The organism is Lysobacter korlensis (genome assembly GCF_042434515.1).
This window is the reverse complement of sequence record NZ_JBHLTG010000006.1, coordinates 249,721-266,021: the sequence shown is the minus strand read 5'-3', so window position 1 is coordinate 266,021 and position 16,301 is coordinate 249,721. Positions and strand designations below refer to the sequence as shown.

Annotated in this window: 16 protein-coding genes; 6 read left to right on the top strand and 10 right to left on the bottom strand. The window is 69.3% G+C overall.

Annotated features, from left to right (window positions below; all coding sequences use genetic code 11):
- From ACFFGH_RS23580 to ACFFGH_RS23555, 6 genes are all read right to left on the bottom strand, one after another.
- Positions 1–897, bottom strand: coding sequence for an ROK family protein (locus ACFFGH_RS23580; protein ID WP_386672907.1), 897 nt, complete (start codon positions 895–897; stop codon positions 1–3).
- On the bottom strand, positions 894–2,291 hold the full coding sequence (locus tag ACFFGH_RS23575) for a glycoside hydrolase family 3 N-terminal domain-containing protein (protein WP_386672905.1): 1,398 nt from the start codon (positions 2,289–2,291) through the stop codon (positions 894–896). Before ACFFGH_RS23575 ends, ACFFGH_RS23580 begins: the two co-directional genes overlap by 4 nt.
- Positions 2,288–3,145 carry a carbohydrate ABC transporter permease gene (locus tag ACFFGH_RS23570; protein ID WP_386672903.1) on the bottom strand — a complete coding sequence of 286 codons (858 nt, stop codon included), beginning with the start codon at positions 3,143–3,145 and terminating at the stop codon, positions 2,288–2,290. The genes ACFFGH_RS23575 and ACFFGH_RS23570 overlap by 4 nt, the downstream gene beginning before the upstream one ends.
- A complete protein-coding gene (locus ACFFGH_RS23565) occupies positions 3,145–4,119 on the bottom strand; it encodes a carbohydrate ABC transporter permease (protein WP_386673339.1) in 975 nt (324 codons plus the stop codon). Before ACFFGH_RS23565 ends, ACFFGH_RS23570 begins: the two co-directional genes overlap by 1 nt.
- A 137-nt stretch (positions 4,120–4,256) precedes the next feature.
- Positions 4,257–5,549, bottom strand: coding sequence for an extracellular solute-binding protein (locus tag ACFFGH_RS23560; RefSeq protein ID WP_386672901.1), 1,293 nt, complete (start codon positions 5,547–5,549; stop codon positions 4,257–4,259).
- Positions 5,550–5,612: 63 nt separating this feature from the next.
- Positions 5,613–6,752, bottom strand: coding sequence for an ROK family transcriptional regulator (locus tag ACFFGH_RS23555; RefSeq protein WP_386672899.1), 1,140 nt, complete (start codon positions 6,750–6,752; stop codon positions 5,613–5,615).
- Between the two features lie 155 nt (positions 6,753–6,907).
- Between ACFFGH_RS23555 and ACFFGH_RS23550 the strand changes: the two genes are divergently transcribed.
- The 3 genes from ACFFGH_RS23550 (at position 6,908) to ACFFGH_RS23540 (ending at position 9,041) form a co-directional block, all read left to right on the top strand.
- Positions 6,908–7,345, top strand: coding sequence for an Hsp20/alpha crystallin family protein (locus ACFFGH_RS23550; protein ID WP_386672897.1), 438 nt, complete (start codon positions 6,908–6,910; stop codon positions 7,343–7,345).
- A 97-nt stretch (positions 7,346–7,442) separates the two neighbouring features.
- Positions 7,443–8,405, top strand: a complete 963-nt coding sequence (locus ACFFGH_RS23545; protein WP_386672896.1) for an RNA polymerase subunit sigma-70 — start codon at positions 7,443–7,445, stop codon at positions 8,403–8,405.
- Positions 8,406–8,465: 60 nt separating this feature from the next.
- Positions 8,466–9,041, top strand: coding sequence for a dihydrofolate reductase family protein (locus ACFFGH_RS23540; protein ID WP_386672894.1), 576 nt, complete (start codon positions 8,466–8,468; stop codon positions 9,039–9,041).
- Positions 9,042–9,068: 27 nt separating this feature from the next.
- On the opposite strand, the gene ACFFGH_RS23535 is transcribed toward ACFFGH_RS23540, so the two are convergent.
- Complete coding sequence (locus ACFFGH_RS23535) at positions 9,069–10,037, bottom strand: malate dehydrogenase (protein WP_386672892.1); 969 nt, start codon at positions 10,035–10,037, stop codon at positions 9,069–9,071.
- 17 nt (positions 10,038–10,054) lie between these two features.
- Positions 10,055–11,269, bottom strand: a complete 1,215-nt coding sequence (locus ACFFGH_RS23530; RefSeq protein WP_386672890.1) for an NADP-dependent isocitrate dehydrogenase — start codon at positions 11,267–11,269, stop codon at positions 10,055–10,057.
- Positions 11,270–11,391: 122 nt separating this feature from the next.
- Between ACFFGH_RS23530 and ACFFGH_RS23525 the strand changes: the two genes are divergently transcribed.
- The 3 genes from ACFFGH_RS23525 to ACFFGH_RS23515 are packed head-to-tail and all read left to right on the top strand — an operon-like array spanning position 11,392 to position 12,633.
- Complete coding sequence (locus ACFFGH_RS23525; protein WP_386672888.1) at positions 11,392–11,844, top strand: GNAT family N-acetyltransferase; 453 nt, start codon at positions 11,392–11,394, stop codon at positions 11,842–11,844.
- 10 nt (positions 11,845–11,854) lie between these two features.
- Positions 11,855–12,313: a GNAT family N-acetyltransferase gene (locus ACFFGH_RS23520; RefSeq protein ID WP_386672886.1), complete on the top strand. Its 459-nt coding sequence runs from the start codon at positions 11,855–11,857 to the stop codon at positions 12,311–12,313.
- On the top strand, positions 12,202–12,633 hold the full coding sequence (locus ACFFGH_RS23515; protein ID WP_386672884.1) for an MGMT family protein: 432 nt from the start codon (positions 12,202–12,204) through the stop codon (positions 12,631–12,633). Before ACFFGH_RS23520 ends, ACFFGH_RS23515 begins: the two co-directional genes overlap by 112 nt.
- A gap of 19 nt (positions 12,634–12,652) precedes the next feature.
- On the opposite strand, the gene ACFFGH_RS23510 is transcribed toward ACFFGH_RS23515, so the two are convergent.
- Both ACFFGH_RS23510 and ACFFGH_RS23505 read right to left on the bottom strand, forming a co-directional pair.
- The gene (locus ACFFGH_RS23510; protein ID WP_386672882.1) at positions 12,653–14,461 is read right to left on the bottom strand and encodes an ABC transporter ATP-binding protein; all 1,809 of its coding nucleotides are present in this window, start codon (positions 14,459–14,461) and stop codon (positions 12,653–12,655) included.
- Positions 14,458–16,278, bottom strand: a complete 1,821-nt coding sequence (locus ACFFGH_RS23505) for an ABC transporter ATP-binding protein (protein ID WP_386672880.1) — start codon at positions 16,276–16,278, stop codon at positions 14,458–14,460. The genes ACFFGH_RS23510 and ACFFGH_RS23505 overlap by 4 nt, the downstream gene beginning before the upstream one ends.
- Between the last annotated feature and the right edge of the window lie 23 nt (positions 16,279–16,301).

Genomic DNA, 16,301 nt, shown 5'->3' with positions numbered 1-16,301 from the left:
TCAGCCGATCAGCGCCGCGCCGATGGCCGCCGCCGGGGCACCCGCCGGGACGAGCTGAACGCGGTCGCCCAGCCCGAGGGAGGCGAGGAACGGCGAGCGCGCGCCCCACCCGCCGAGCACCGCGCGCGCCTCTGAGATGAGCCGCGGTCCGAGGGCGCTGAGACCGCCCCCGATGACGACGGTCTCGACGTCCACGGTCAGCACAAGGAGCCGCACCGCGGCGGCGACGTTCTCCACCAGGTTCCGCGCCACCACGATCGCCGCGGGGTCCCCTGCCTCTGCCGCGGAGAACAGCGCGGTGACGGGGCTCGAGTCGGCCGTCGGCCACATCCGCGCCACCGCCGATCCGGACGCCACCGTCTCCAGGCACCCCCGCTGGCCGCACGGGCACTCCGCGCCGGCCGGATCGATCGGGATGTGCCCAATCTCCCCCGCGGCGCCGCGCGCTCCGCGCCAGAGCGATCCCCGCAGCACGAGTCCGGCGGCGAGTCCGGTGCCGAGGTTCAGGTACGCCATCGAGCTCGATCCCGGCAGCCCGAGCAGGTGGAAGGCGCCGAGCGCCGCGGCGTTCACGTCGTTCTCGATCCGCACGTCCCGGCCGAGCCGGGTGGCCAGCCGCTCGCCGAGGTCGAGGTCGTCGAAGCCCAGGTTGACGGCGTGCGAGACGCGACCGGAGGAGCTGTCCACCGTGCCGGGGATGCCGACCCCGATGGTGGCGAACCCGCTTGGGTCGACGCTCGCCAGGTCCGCGAGCCCGAGCACCGCGGAGTGCGCGGTGTCGAGCACGACTTCCGATCCGAAGCCGGTCGGCAGCCGAAGCCGGTGCGCGAGCGTGCCGTCGTCCGCCAGCACGACGGCGTCCGTCTTGGTGCCGCCGATGTCGATGCCCGCCCTCATGAGGACCGCTCCTCGAGCCACCGCAGCAGGGCATCGCCGGCATGCCGGGAGGCGCCGAACGTTGCGACGTCGGCGAACGCGCGATCCTCGGATGGCCACCCCATGTCGACCGCGACACTACCGGGGCGCGCTTCGCGGGCCGTGGAAATTACGCCGCGCGCCCATTCGTGCCGGTGATTGTCCCTGCCCACCAGGATGAGCGGACCGGCTGACGGCAGCCGGTCCCCAGCTCGGAGCGCGATGACGTCGGCGCCCGCAGCGGCGGGTCCCCACGGCGCCGCTCCGACGGCGATGTTCGCCTCCGTCTCCAGCACCACGATGCGGGCGCCGCCGGGAACCACCGTGCCGGCGCGCACGTCGAACGCCGCGATCGTGGGCTCGAGCGGGAAGGCGGCCTCCGATGCCGCACCGGAGGCGGACGGGGCGGCGGCGACCGCGAGCTCCGTGCCCAGCGCCTGGACCCGCGCCGCCGCCTCCGCCAGGCGCCGGTCCCGCGTGGCGGCGAGCGCCGACTCCACCTCGCCGAGCAGCGCCTCCGGCGTCTCGCTGCCCAGGCAGAGCAGGTCCGCTCCGCCGGAGATCGCACGAGCGGCGGCGGCGGCGAGCCCCGATGTCCCGCTGGCGCCGGCCATGTCGAGCGCGTCGGTCACGATCACCCCGTCGAACGCCAGCTCCTCGCGCAGCAGCGAGGTGAGGATGCGCTCCGAGAAGGTGGCCGGGCCCGACCCGTCCACCTGCGGAAGCAGGATGTGGGAGGTCATGACGGTGCGCACACCGGTGTCGATCGCAGCCCGGAACGGCAGCAGTTCGCGCCGGCGCAGCGCCTCCAGGGGCAGATCGACGACCGGCAGCGCGAGGTGCGAGTCCTGTGCGGTGTCGCCGTGGCCGGGGAAGTGCTTGACGCTCCCCGCGACTCCGGTGGACTGCAGTCCCCGCACCCAGGCGGCCGTATGGCGCGCCGTCGCGGCGGCGTCGGCGCCGAAGCTTCGGACCCCGATGACCGGGTTCATCGGGTTGGAGTTGACGTCGGCGACGGGTGCGAAGTCGAGGTTCACGCCGACGCCGCGAAGCTCCTCGCCGACCGTGCGGGCGACCCGCTCGGTCAGCCGTTCGTCGTCGATCCGCCCGAGCACGGCGTTTCCGGGGAACGGCGATCCGGTGTCGTGGAACAGTCGCGTGACGTCGCCGCCTTCTTCGTCGATCGCGATGATCGCCGCCGGATTCGCCGCCCGGATGCGGTCGGTGAGCTCGCGCAGCTGACCGCGCGAGGTGATGTTGGACCCGAAGATGCACACACCGGCGAGTCCGTCGGCGAGCCGCTGCTCCAGCCAGCCGGGAAGCTCTGCGCCGGCGAAGCCCGGGAGGAGCACCGCGGGGCCATCGGCTTCATTCACCCCTTCACCGCCCCGCTGACGAGGCCCTTGGTCATGCGGCCCTGCACGACGAGGAAGAACACGATGACCGGGATCGCCATCAGGGTCGAGCCGGCCATGATGGCTGCCCAGTTCGTGGTTCCCGTCGCCACTTGGAAGGTGCGCAGCCACACCGGCAGGGTCATCATCTCGGGGCGGGAGTTCACCACGAGAGCGAGCAGGAACTCGTTCCAGGCCTGAATGAACCCGAACACCCCGGTCGCGACGAGACCCGGCGCCAGCAGCGGGAAGGTGATCCGCCAGAACGCGCCCATGCGCGACAGCCCGTCGATCATCCCGGCCTCCTCCAGATCGATCGGCACGCCGTTCACGAATCCGCGGAGCGTCCAGATGGTGAATGGCAGCACCGTCGCGATGTAGACGAAGGTGAGCCCCGCGATCGTGTTGAGCAGGTTCCAGCCGTCGAGCACCCGGAAGGTCGAGACGATCATCGCCTCGGCCGGGATCATCTGAACGATCAGGATGGCGAGGATGAACGCCTTCCGGGTGCGGAACCGGAAGCGGGTGACGGCGAGCGCCGCCAGGAAGGCGAAGACGAGCGCGACGGCCACGGTGAGCAGCGTCACCGTGAGCGAGTTGCCGAGCGCGGGAAGGAACTGCGCACGTCCGTCGGGGGAGAACACCGTCTCGTAGTTGCGCAGCGTGAAGGTCTCCGGCCAGAAGTTGACGTCGGAGCCGATGATCTCGTTGTTCGGCTGGAACGAGGTCTGCACCATCCAGTACACCGGGAACACCGAGCAGGCGAAGATTCCGACGGAGAGCGCGCTGAACAGCACCGTGGCGACGCGGCGGCGTGGGGATGTCGCGGCGCCCATCAGAGCTCCTCCTCGCGGACGATGTGCCGGACGTAGTACGCGGAGATCGCCATCATGAGCAGCACCGTGATCACCGCGATGGCCCCGCCCATGCCGTACTCGCCGGTGCCGAGCGACACCTGGTAGATGTAGACGCCCAGCGTCGATGTCTGCTCGCGCACGCCGCCGATGCCCTGAAGCGCGAAGATCTGCGTGAACACCCGCAGATCCCAGATGATCTGCAGGATCGTCACCACGAGGAAGATCGAGCGGAGGTACGGCACGATGATGAGCCGGAAGCGCTGCGTCGCGGACGCGCCGTCGAGCGAACTCGCCTCGAGCACGTCATCCGGCACCTGCGTGAGGCCCGCGTAGACCGTGAAGGCCACGAACGGGATGGCGCCCCACACCACGATGAGCGTGGCGACGAAGAAGAAGCTGATCGGCTCGATGAGCCAGGAGTGGTCGTCGTAGTCGAGGCCGAACCCACTGGTGAGGACGTAGTTGACCACGCCGTAGGACGTGTCGAACATCCAGCCCCACACAATCGTCGCCGTCAGCGCGGGCATCGCCCAGGCAAGCAGCAGGCCGACCGACATGAGCACGCGGAAGAAGGCGGGCAGCCGCGTCATCAGCAGCGCGATGAGGGTGCCGCCGACCATGGTGAGCACCACGTTGACGAGGCAGAACAGGACGCTGCGGGCCAGCACATTCCAGAACTGGGCGTCACCGAGCACGGCCGTGTAGTTGTCGAAGCCGACGAACGGCGCCGGAGCCCCGAACACCTGCGCGCGGCCGAACTCCTGGAACGACATGATGAACAGCTGGATGAGCGGCCAGCCGATGATGGCGGCGAGGGCGACGGTCGCGGGCACGAGCAGCGCGTACGGCGCGATCCCGCCCCGGCGCCTGCGGGGGCGACCTGCTGGCGGCAGTGGTGTCGCGAGCCGATCGCCGGTGCCGCGGCTCGGCACCGTCTCGACCGGGGTGGTCACGGAAGACAACGACGCCTCCTCGGGGCTTCGGTGCGGGGAAGTTACGATGAGGGAGCCTCAGCCACTTCCTAGGGCGATGGCGGATCAGGGTGCTCGGCGCGACGTGCCGGTCGCGCCGAGCACCCCCGTTCCAGGGATCAGCCGTTCAGGATCCCATTGATCTGCTCGTCGAGCTCCGCGGCGAGCGACTCCACGTCGCCCCCCTCGGCGATCTGCACGAAGAAGTCGGTGAGGACTCCCGCGGCCTCGACGTCGGCCCACTTCGGTGACGCCGGGGTGAGCCTCGCGTTGGCCGCGGCCTCCGTCTGCGCCTGCGCCACCTCATCGGTGCCGAGGGTACCGGCGAGTGACTGCTTGGCCGGAACCAGGCCGTTCTCCCCGTAGATCGTCTGGTACTCGTCGCTGAGGATGATCTTCATCGCCTCGAGCGCGAGCTCCTGGTTCTGCGAGTTCGCGGAGATGGCGATGTTGGAGCCCCCGGCGAACACCTGCGCGGCGCCGCCGTCCTTGCCGGGCAGGGCGTACACGCCCAGATTCTCCTCCTCGTCCGGGCATCCGGGCGTCTCGGCATCCTCGGGCGCGAGGATCGACCACTTCACCCAGCTCGGCGCGGAGATCTGCAGGGCCGTGCCCTCGCAGTAGCCCACCTGCGGGTTCGTCTCGTTCGCGTCCGTCGGAGCCTTCGACGCGTTCTGCATCACCCGCTGCACCTGCTCGAGCCCCTCGATCGACTCGGGGCTGGAGAACTGCGCCTGCCACTCGCCGTCCTCGAACGTCGCGATCTCGCCGCCGTTCTCCCAGATGAAGGGAAGGGCGTTGTACCAGTCCTGGCCGGGCCACCAGATGCCCGACTTGCCGGGGTTGGCCTCCGCGAGCGCCTCTCCGTTCTCGATGTACTCGTCGAGCGTCGTGGGAACCGCGAGGCCGGCATCCTCCATCGCCGCCTTGTTGTAAAAGACGAGCCGGGACCCGGAGTACAGCGGAGGTGCGTAGAACTTGCCGTCGTAGGAACCGGCCTCGACAAATCCGGGCAGCAGGTCGTCGCCGCCGAGCTCCTCGTAGTGCTCGGTGAGGTCCATGAACGCACCCGAGGACGTGAACGCCGCCGCCTGCGTGTTGCCGATCTCCACGATGTCCGGGCTGTCGCTGCCGGAGAGGTTGGTGGTGAGCAGGTCGACGAGACCGGTCCACGACTGCTCCTCGATGGTCAGCGTCGACCCCTCGTTCTGCTCCTCGAACGTCTCCTTCAGGTAGTCCCGGGCCTCTTGCGGCGTGTCGGTGCCGACCAGCCAGACCCGGATCTCGGCTTCCTCGGAACCTCCGCCGCCGCCTCCGCCGGTGCTGCCACCGGACGCACACGCCGAGAGGGCCAGGGAGCCCGCCACCCCCAGCGCCGCGATGACGCCGAGGGGCCGATTGCGCTTCCTCATCTCTTTCGTTCCTTTCCTAGGGCGATGGTGTCAGCGAGCGCCGGCACCCTTGGTAGCGCAGGGTCACGAGACCCCGAGTTGCCCCGAGAGGACCATGACGGCTGCGCCGCGCATGACGATGTCCTCGCCGAGCGTTGTCATCCGCAGATCCAGATGGCCGTGGAACTCTGCCATCGTGCGGCTGCGGAGCGTGGTGACGGCCGACTCGAGGAGCTCGCCGTCGATCAGGTGCTCGGGGCCGCTCAGCACGACCTCCGAGAGGTTCAGGGCACCGACGATGGGTGCAAGGGCGATGCCGAGCCGCTGCCCAGCCTCGCGGCGGACGGCCGATCGCTCCGCATCCGAGGCTGCGGCAGCGAGCGCGCGGTCCAGTCGCGGCGTCGCAAGCCACGTCTCAAGGCAACCGCGTTTGCCGCAGACGCATTCGGCGCCGCCGTCCGTCCCGACGACCACGTGACCGATCTCGCCGGCCGCGAACCGGCCGCCGAAGAGGGGGCTGCCGTTCAGGAGCAGGCCGGCGCCGACGCCGTGCCCCACCTTCACCAGCATCATGTCGCTTCCCGCTCCGCCGAATCCGTGCTCGGCGAGCGCGGCCGCATTGGCGTCGTTGGCGACGACGACCGGCAGACCGAACCGCTTCGCGAGCCCGGACTGCAGCTCCTCCCCCGCCCAGCCGAGGTTGGGCGCGCTGAGCACTCGGCCCGTGAGGTCGACGATGCCGGGGGAGCCGACGCCGATGCCGAGCACCGGAAGCGTCGCCAGCCCGACCAGCCGCTCGATGAGGGCGACCACCTTGGCGGCCGCGGCGTCGCCGGTCGCCTGCTCCAGCGGCTCTTCCGCGCGGGAGAGGATGCGGCCATCGAGGTCGAGCACCGCGCCGTGGAAGGTGGCGTAGGCGCTGAGGTCGACGCCCAGGATCTGGAACGCCTCGCGGTGGATGTCGATGAGGGTCGCCGGCTTGCCCGGACGCGCGTCCTCGCGCTGCCCGAGCTCCACGACCAGCCCGTCGGCGAGCAGCTCCGCGACGAGGTCGGACACCGTCACCCTGGTGAGGCCGGTGCTGCGGGCGACATCGGCGCGGCTCTGGCTGCCGGTGCGGTAGAGGGTCTGCAGCACCAGCGAGCGGTTATGCCGACGGGCGTGTTCTGGCAGAACCTTGCGGGTCGGCCGCAGTGCCCGGTCTGGCAGAAACCCCGTCGTCACGTTTGTTAGTAAACCTTACGAACAAACAATCGGCAAGGGGGAAATGTAACGAATCGGACGTCGAATTCCATTAGCACTCTCCATGCCCGAGTGCTAAAATCGGTGTCAGATCGAAGTCCGGTTGGACATCCCAACGATGCGAAATGGAGGAGAAAATGGCTGGAATGCTGTTCGACCCGTTCCGTGAGATGGACCGCCTCGCCGCGAGCATGCTGGACACCCGCCAGGGGCCGCGGCTGATGCCGATGGACATCTACCGCGAAGGCGATCACTACGTCCTGAACGCCGATCTGCCGGGCGTGGACCCGGGCTCCATCGACCTCGATGTCGATGGCCAGGTGCTCACCATCCGCGCCGAGCGCACCGCGCGCAGCCAGGAGGGCGTGAAGTGGCTCGCACACGAGCGTCCGTACGGCTCGTTCCTGCGGCAGTTCAACCTCGGCGACGGCATCGCGACGGAGAACATCAGCGCCACCTACGACAACGGTGTGCTGAGCGTCACGGTCCCGGTCAGCGAGCGGGCCAAGCCGCGCAAGATCGAGGTCTCGGCGAGCACGACGACCGGTTCGCAACACCAGGTCACCGCGTCCTGACCCCTTCACGCGGAAGGGCCGGTACCCACCGGGTTCCGGCCCTTCCGCCGTCAGGCGGGCGATTGGCGAGCACCCGCGGACGGTGCAGACTCGAGTGATGACGCTCCTCGACGCCGCCCGCCAGGGCGACGAGCGGGCCTTCGGCGAGCTGGTTGCCCCTCATCGACGCGAGCTGGAGGCGTACTGCTACCGGATGCTCGGCTCCGCCCCCGACGCTGAGGACGTCGTGCAGGAGACGCTGCTGGCCGCGTGGCGGGGGCTCGCCGGCTTCGAGGGCCGCAGCAGCATCCGGACCTGGCTCTACCGGATCGCGTCCCGTGCCGTCCTGCGAAGGTCGGAGCAGCGCGCCCGTCTGCTCTCGCAGGAGCGTCACCCGCCTCTCGACCAGTGGGAGGACTTGGGCGCCGCGGTCGAGGATGCCGGCTGGGTCGGTCCGTGGATCGGCGGCGATCCCGAGGACATCGCCTCGCGGCGCGAAACGCTGGGGCTGGCGTACGTCGCCGCCCTGCAGCACCTGCCGCCGAACCAGCGCGCGGTGCTGATCCTGCGCGACGTGCTGGCGTTCTCCGCGGTCGAGACTGCACGGCTGCTCGACACCTCCGTCGCGTCGGTGACCAGCGCCCTGCAGCGGGCGCGCGACACCCTCGACCGCCGTCGGCCGATCGCGACGGCCGGAGTGCCGGGAGAGCACCGGGCGGTTGTCGATCGCTTCGTGACGGCGATGGAGGCGCGCGACCTCGATGCGCTGGTCTCCGTGCTCGCGGAGGACGTGCAGTTCACGATGCCGCCGCTTCCGGCCTGGTTCGACGGCAGGGAAGCGGTGGCAGGCTTCTTCGAGCACCGCGTATTCGAGACGCCCTGGCGACAGGTGCGCATGGCCGACGTCTCCGGCTGCCCGGCACTGCTCGGCTACCAGGAGCAGCATGGGGTGCTTCGCGCCAGCGCACTGCAGGTGCTGCACGTGGACGCCGAGCAGAAGATCTCCTGGATCGCCTCGTTCCTGGACCCGGCGCTCCTGGCCCGGTTGCCGCATCCGGAGATTCTTCCGCGCGACCGATGAGTTCCGCCCTCGCCGTGTCTCAGTACCGATGACAGCATCCCCCGACGGAAGGAGCGCACCGTGCGCACTGTCATCGTTTCCAACATCGTCTCGCTCGACGGCTTTTACGAGGGCGAAGGAGGCGATTTCACCGTCCTCGAGATGGACGAGGCGTTCGACGCCTACAACCTGGAGCGCATCGAGGCGGCCGACGCCGTGCTGCTCGGACGACGGTCATTCGAGATGTTCAGCTCCCACTGGCCGTTCATCGCGGACGCCCCCGACGATCCGGGCAACCGCATGGTCGACGAGGTGAACCGTGCCATCGGCCGCGCCTGGAACCGCACCCCCATCATCGTCGTGAGCGAGTCCTATGTGGTCCCCTCGGACAACCCGTGGGCGTCGCAGACCACCGTGGTGCCACGCGACTCGGTCGGCGAGGCGCTGCACGGCGACGTCGTCGTGTTCGGCAGTCGCACCATGTGGAACGGGTTGCTGACCGCCGGCCTCGTCGACGAGGTGCACCTGATGCTCAGCCCCCGTGCAGTCGGGCGCGGCGTGACCACATTCGCCGACAGGGTCGAGCTGGAGCCGATCGGTGTGCGGAGGTTCGACGGGTCGAGGAACATCCTGACGCAGTACCGGGTGCTGCGCTGAGGACGACGCCCGGATCGCCGACCGGCGTCAGCCGAGCAGACCCAGCTCGCGCACCGCGTTCCGCTCCTCGACGAGCTCGGCCACGGAGGCGTCGATGCGCTCCCGCGAGAATGCGTCGATCTCGAGCCCCGGGACGATGCGCCACTCCCCCGCGACGCTGCGAACCGGAAAGGAGCTGACCACACCCTCCGGCACACCGTACGAGCCGTCGCTCGGCAGCGCCGCGGACGTCCACTCGCCGCCGGGAGTGCCCGCCACCCAGTCCCGCACGTGATCGATCGCCGCGCTGGCCGCACTCGCCGCGGACGACGAGCCCCGCGCCTCGATGATCGCGGCTCCCCGCTTCGCCACCGTCGGAATGAACTCGTCCGCATACCAGCCGCGGTCGAGCCCGAGCGGCCGGCCGTCGACGCGCGTGTGGGTGAGATCCGGGTACTGCGTCGCGGAGTGGTTGCCCCAGATCGCGACACCCGACACTTGGTGAACCGGCACGGACTCGTGCGCCGCCAGCTGCGCCACGGCACGGTTGTGGTCGAGCCGAGTCATCGCCGTGAAGCGCTCGGCCGGTATGTCCGGGGCGTGAGCGGCGGCGATCAGCGCGTTCGTGTTCGCCGGGTTGCCGACGACGAGCACGCGCACATCGGCAGCGGCCCCCGCGTTCAGCGCGCGCCCCTGCGGGGCGAAGATGCCGCCGTTCGCCTCGAGCAGGTCGCGGCGCTCCATCCCAGGGCCGCGCGGACGTGACCCGACGAGCAGCGCGATCTCGGCGCCGTCGAAGGCGGGCACGGCGTCATCGAAGACGTCCACCGTGCCGAGCGTGGGAAAAGCGCAGTCCTGCAGCTCCATCGCGATCCCCTCGGCCGCCCGGGCCGCCGCGGGCAGCTCGAGCAGCCGCAGATCGACGCGGGTGTCTGCCCCGAGCATCGCTCCGGAGGCGATCCGGAACAGCAGCGCGTAGCCGATCTGCCCGGCGGCCCCGGTGACCGTGACCCGCATGGCCGGATGGCCCGGCCTCAGCCGAGCCGCGCCTTGAGGTTGTCGTCGAGAGTCGCGAGGAACTCCTCCGTGGTCTGCCACGACTGGTCCGGGCCGACAAGCATCGCCAGGTCCTTCGTCATCGCACCGGACTCGACCGTCTTGATGACGACATCCTCGAGCGTGTCTGCGAAGCCGATCAGCTCCTGGTTGCCGTCGAGCTTGCCGCGGTGCGCAAGGCCGCGCGTCCAGGCGTAGATCGACGCGATGGGGTTCGTCGAGGTGGGCTTGCCCTGCTGATGCTGCCGGTAGTGGCGCGTCACCGTGCCGTGGGCAGCCTCAGCCTCGACGGTCTTGCCGTCTGCGGAGGTGAGCACGCTGGTCATCAGGCCCAGCGACCCGAAACCCTGTGCCACGGTGTCGCTCTGCACGTCGCCGTCATAGTTCTTGCAGGCCCAGACGTAGCCGCCCTCCCACTTGAGGCTCGCGGCCACCATGTCGTCGATGAGCCGGTGCTCGTAGGTGAGGCCGGCGGCCTCGAAGTCCGCCTTGAACTCGGCGTCGAACACCTCCTGGAAGATGTCCTTGAAGCGGCCGTCGTACGCCTTGAGGATCGTGTTCTTGGTCGACAGGTAGACCGGGTAGTTGCGGGCGAGACCGTAGTTGAGGGAGGCGCGGGCGAAGTCGCGGATGCTGTCGTCGAGGTTGTACATCGACAGCGACACGCCGCCGCCGGGCGCCTTGAACACCTCGTGCTCGATCGGCTCGGAGCCGTCATCCGGCACGAAGCTCACGGTGAGCGTGCCGGGACGGTCGAACGTGAAGTCTGTGGCGCGGTACTGGTCGCCGAACGCGTGGCGGCCGACGATGATGGGCTTGGTCCAGCCGGGCACCAGACGGGGCACGTTGGAGATGACGATCGGCTCGCGGAAGATGACGCCGCCGATGATGTTGCGGATGGTCCCGTTCGGGCTCCGCCACATCTTCTTCAGGCCGAACTCCTCGACGCGGGCCTCGTCCGGGGTGATCGTGGCGCACTTGACGCCGACGCCATGCTTGAGGATCGCGTGGGCGGAGTCGATCGTCACCTGGTCGTCGGTGGCGTCACGGTGCTCCATGCCCAGGTCGTAGTACTCGAGGTTCACATCGAGATACGGGTGGATCAGGCTGTCCTTGATCTTCTGCCAGATGATGCGAGTCATCTCGTCGCCGTCGAGCTCGACGACCGTTCCCTCGACCTTGATCTTCGACACTTCGTTCCTTCCGCCGGTGGCCGTCGTTCAGCTTACCCGCCCGCCGCAGGTATCTCGACATCAAGATATCTGTGGCCGATTCTGCGCTGTGCAGTCCTCGGCCGAGCCGTTAGTCTCTGGTCATGGGCGACCTGCGACTGGAAGAACTGTCAGCGAAGACGATCGTGGCGGCGAACAGCCTCACACTCCGACCTGGGCAAGAGCAGTTTGTGACGCCGGTCTCATACGCGATCGCTGATGCGTACATCAACCCGTCGACCACGTGGCCGCGGGTGGTGCTCGACGGGGAGAACGTGGTCGGCTTCATCCGCGGCAACTTCGACCCGGACGCCGAACAGCCCGAGTTCCGCAGCTGCGTCTGGCGCGTCAACGTCGCGGCGGAGGCCCAGGGCCAGGGCATCGGACGATTCGCCGTGCACGCGCTGGCCGAGGAGGCCCGCTCCCGTGGGTTCGAGACCCTGAACGCGATCTGGGATCCCGGCGAGGACGGCCCCGAGGGCTTCTTCACCAGCATCGGCTTCGAGATCACCGGCGAAACGCAGTACGGCGAGCGCATCGGCACGCTGAAGCTCTGAACGGGCGGCAGTGACCACTGGGTTGAAGCTCGCGGAGCTGAGCGTCGACAACCTGCCGGCCGCGGTGAAACTGCGCGTCGCCGAGGGACAGGAGCGGTTCGTCGCGCCCGTCGTCGAGTCGATCGCCGAGGCGTATGTGAACCCGACCGCGTGGCCGCGGGTGATCCTCGACGGCGACACGGTCGTCGGCTTCGTGATGGCGAACTTCGACCCTGACCATGAGATCGAGGCGTTCCGGGCAGGGATCTGGCGCCTCAATGTGGCCGCCGATGCGCAGGGACGCGGAGTAGGACGGTTCGCCGTGGAGCAGGTCGAGCGGGAGGCCCGGGCCCGCGGTGTCCGCCGCATCACCGTGCTGTGGGAGCGTGGCGAGGGCGGACCGGAGCCGTTCTACCTGAAGTGCGGCTTCGTCCCGACGGGCGAGGAGCTCTTCGGCGAGGTCGTGGGCGCCAAGGAGCTGGCGCCCTGAGCACGGAGACCCACGGCGGCACGGACTTCGTCTCCCGCGTGCTGGAGGCGGTCGACGCCATCCCTCCGGGGAGGGTGATGACGTACGGCGACGTCGCGGCCGCGATCGGCTCGCGATCGGCGCGCGGTGTCGGCCAGGTGATGGCGTACTACGGCTCCGACGTGCCATGGTGGCGGGTGGTGCGCGCCAGCGGGCACGCGGCCGCGGGGCATGAGGCGCGGGCGCTCGAGCACTACCGCGCGGAGGGCACCCCGATCGTCCGCACCGCCGCGGGCACCTGGCGCGTAGACCTCGCGCGAGCGCGCCACACTCCCCGCTGAGCTTCTGCCACCGCCGCGGCTACACCAGCGAGTCGCGCCAGGCTGCGTGCAGCTGCGCGAACTTGCCGTCACCGCCGATGAGCTCGTCGGGTGACCCGTCCTCGATGACCTCCCCGTGCTCCATGACGAGCACCCGATCCGCGATGGACACCGTCGACAGCCGGTGCGCGATGATGATCGCGGTCCGGTCCGCGAGCAGGGTCTGCAGCCCCTGCTGCACGAGCCGCTCGCTCGGGATGTCGAGCGATGCGGTCGCCTCGTCGAGGATGAGCACCGCGGGATCGGCGAGGAATGCGCGCGCGAACGAGATCAGCTGCCGCTGGCCCGCCGACACGCGCCCGCCGCGCTTGTTCACGTCGGTGTCGTAGCCGTCGGGCAGTGCCCGGATGAAGGTGTCGGCGCCGACCGCCCTCGCGGCCGCAACGATCTCCTCGGCGGTGGCGTCCGGCTTCCCGAGCGCGATGTTGTCCGCAACCGTGCCGGAGAAGAGGTACGCCTCCTGCGTCACCATCACGATGGCGCGACGGAGATCCTTCGGGTGCAGCCGGCGCAGGTCGACCCCGTCGAGCGACACGGAGCCTTCGGTCGGGTCGTAGAACCGCGACACCAGTTTCGCGAGCGTCGACTTGCCGGCGCCGGTGGTGCCGACGAGCGCGATCGTCTGCCCGGCCGGGATGTCGAGGTCGATCCGCGGCAGCACGACGCGGTCGCTCTTGTACGCGAATCGAACGTTGTCGAACTGGACGTGCCCCTTCGACGTCCACAGGTCGACCGGATCCTTCGGGTCCGGAACGCTCGGCTGCTCCTCGAGCACGCCGGAGATCTTCTCGAGCGCCGCGGCCGCCGACTGGTAGCCGTTGTAGAACATCGCCATCTCCTGCGCGGGCGCGAAGAACGACCGCGTGTAGAGCAGCGCCGCGAGCAGCAGGCCGATCTCCAGTGCGCCATCCGCGACCCGCAGTCCGCCGACGACCAGCACGGCGGCGAGTGTCACATTGCCGATGAGCACCAGCCCAGGATCGAACGTGCCGAACACCTGGATCACCTTGGCGTTCGCGTCGCGGTAGTCCTCCGCGAGCCGTCCGAACTCGTCTTCGTTGCGTCGTTCCTTGCGGAACGCCTTCACCGCACGGATTCCGGTCATGGTCTCGACGAAATGCACGATCAGCCGCGCCGAGGTGACGCGGGTGCGGCGGAACAGCTTCTGCGACATCACCTGGAACCAGCGCGACAGCCCGGCGAGCGGGATGAGCGCGAGCAGCAGGATCACACCGCTCACCCAGTCGCGACTGAACAGCGCGAGAACGATGAAGGTCATGTAGAGCAGGCCCTGGATGAGCTGGTTGATGCCCTCGTTCAGCAGCTCCTTGATCGAGTCGAGATCGCTCGTCTGCCGCGCGATGATGCGCCCAGAGGTGTACTTCTCATGGAACTCCAGGCTGAGTCGCTGGGTGTGGAGGAAGACCCGCTTGCGGAGGTCGAGCAGGATCGACTGGCTGATCCGCGCGGTGAGCACGGTGTACCAGGCGGCGAACGCGGCACCGACGATCGCGGCGACGAGGAATACGCCGACCGTCAGGCTGATCGGCAGCCAGTTCTCATCGTCTCTCAGCGCGGGGAGTCCGTCGTCGATGCCGAATGCGATCAGCGCCGGCCCCGCGACCTGCAGCGCGGTGCCCACCACCACCACGACGACAGCGAGGGCCACCTTCCACCGGAGCGGATGCAGCAGCGAGCCGAGGAGCCGCAGCGACCGCTTCCGCACGGAGCGGCTCTCCGCGCGGCTGAGGTCCTCGCGCTCTTCACCTTCGACGCCGACGACGCTCATGCGCGCACCCCTTCCCGCTCGTTCTCAGGTTTCTGATCGGCGCTGTCGTCCTCGAAGCTGGAGATGACGAACCGGTAGTGCTCACTGGTGGCGAGCAGCTCGGAGTGCTTGCCGACCGCGGAGATCCGGCCGTCCTCCATCACCGCGACCCGGTCCGCGAGCTGCACGGTCGATGGGCGGTGCGCCACGATGAGGGCGGTCGTCGACGCCAGAATCCGGCGCAGGGCGGCCTCCACGAGCGCCTCGGTGTCGACGTCGAGCGCCGAGAGCGGGTCATCGAGCACGAGCACGGCCGGCTTCGCCGCGACGGCGCGGGCCAGTGCGAGCCGCTGCCGCTGCCCACCGGAGAGGCTGAGCCCCTCCTCCCCGACGACGGTGTCGAGCCCGTCCGGGAGCTCGTAGACGAACCCGGCCTGCGCGATCTCCAGCGCCTCCTTCAGCTCGTCGTCGGTCGCGTCCGGGCGGCCGAGCAGCACGTTGTCGCGCACCGACGCCGAGAACAGTGTCGCGTCCTCGAATGCCATCGCGATGTGCCGGCGCAACTCCGCCCGGGAGAGGTCCCTGATGTCGACGCCGTCGAGCAGGATCCGCCCGCCGGTGACGTCGTAGAGCCGCGAGGTGAGCGCGGTGAGCGTCGTCTTGCCCGATCCGGTCACGCCGACGAGCGCCATCGTCTCGCCGGGGATCAGCTCCAGGTCGACCCCGTCGATGAGATCGGGGTACGAGTCGGCTGAGTCCTGGTAGCGGAAGTGCACGTCCTCGAACACCAGGTGGCCGTGCGGCCGTGGGATGGTGCGGGGGTGCTCCGGGTCGGTGATGGTCACCGGCTCATCCATGACCTCGAAGAAGCGGTCGATCGCGGTGCGCGTGTCGAACGTCATCGCCAGCAGGAACCCGATCGACTCGACGGGGAAGCGGAGCACGGTGGCGGTTGCGAAGAACGCGACGAGCTCGCCGACGCTCACCTGGCCGTCCGCGGCGAGCACCACGCCACCGAAGAGCGCCAGCGCGAAGGTCACGTCGGGCACGAGCAGCAGCCACAGCCAGATCCCGGCGATCGCTCGCGCCTTCTCCAGCTCGGTCTTCCGCAAGTCGTCCGCCTGCGTCGCGAAGTTCAGGAGGGCGTGCTTGCCGCGGCCGAAGGCCTTGAGCACCCGGATGCCGTGCACCGACTGCTCGACGGTCGTGGCCAGGTCGCCCGCCTGATCCTGGCTGCGCCGTGCCACCACCGAGTACTTGCGCTCGAAGAAGTAGCCGAAGATCCACAGCGGGATGGAGCACACCGCGAACAGCACGCCGAGCATCCAGTTGATGCTGATCAGCACTGTGAAGCCGATGACGATCGTGACGATGTTCACGACGAACAGCACCAGGCCGAAGCTCAGCCAGCGCCGCACCAGGTTGAGATCGCTGACGATCCGGGAGAGCAGCTGCCCGCTCGGCCACCGGTCGTGGAAGGAGACCGACAGGTCCTGCAGCTTCGCGTACAGCTCGGTGCGCATCCGCCGCTCGACGACGGTGTTCGGCACCAGCACGAACCAGCGACGGAGAGCCACCATCGCCGCCTCGAGCACGCCGAGTCCCAGCACCAGGGCACCCGTGGCCCACACGGCGCTGCCGTCACCGTCCTTCAGCGGCCCGTCGACCAGTGAGCGGAGCACCTGCGGGATCGCAAGGGCGACAAGCGCGCCGATGAGGGCCGCGACCATGCCGAGCGCGATGCGCGGGATCGCCGGGCGCGCGTACGGATAGATGCGGGCGATCGACTTGAAGGTGGACAGGGTCGGACCGCCAGAGGGCTCAGAAGGCGCAGGCATATGTGTTTTCCGGGAGTCGGCCC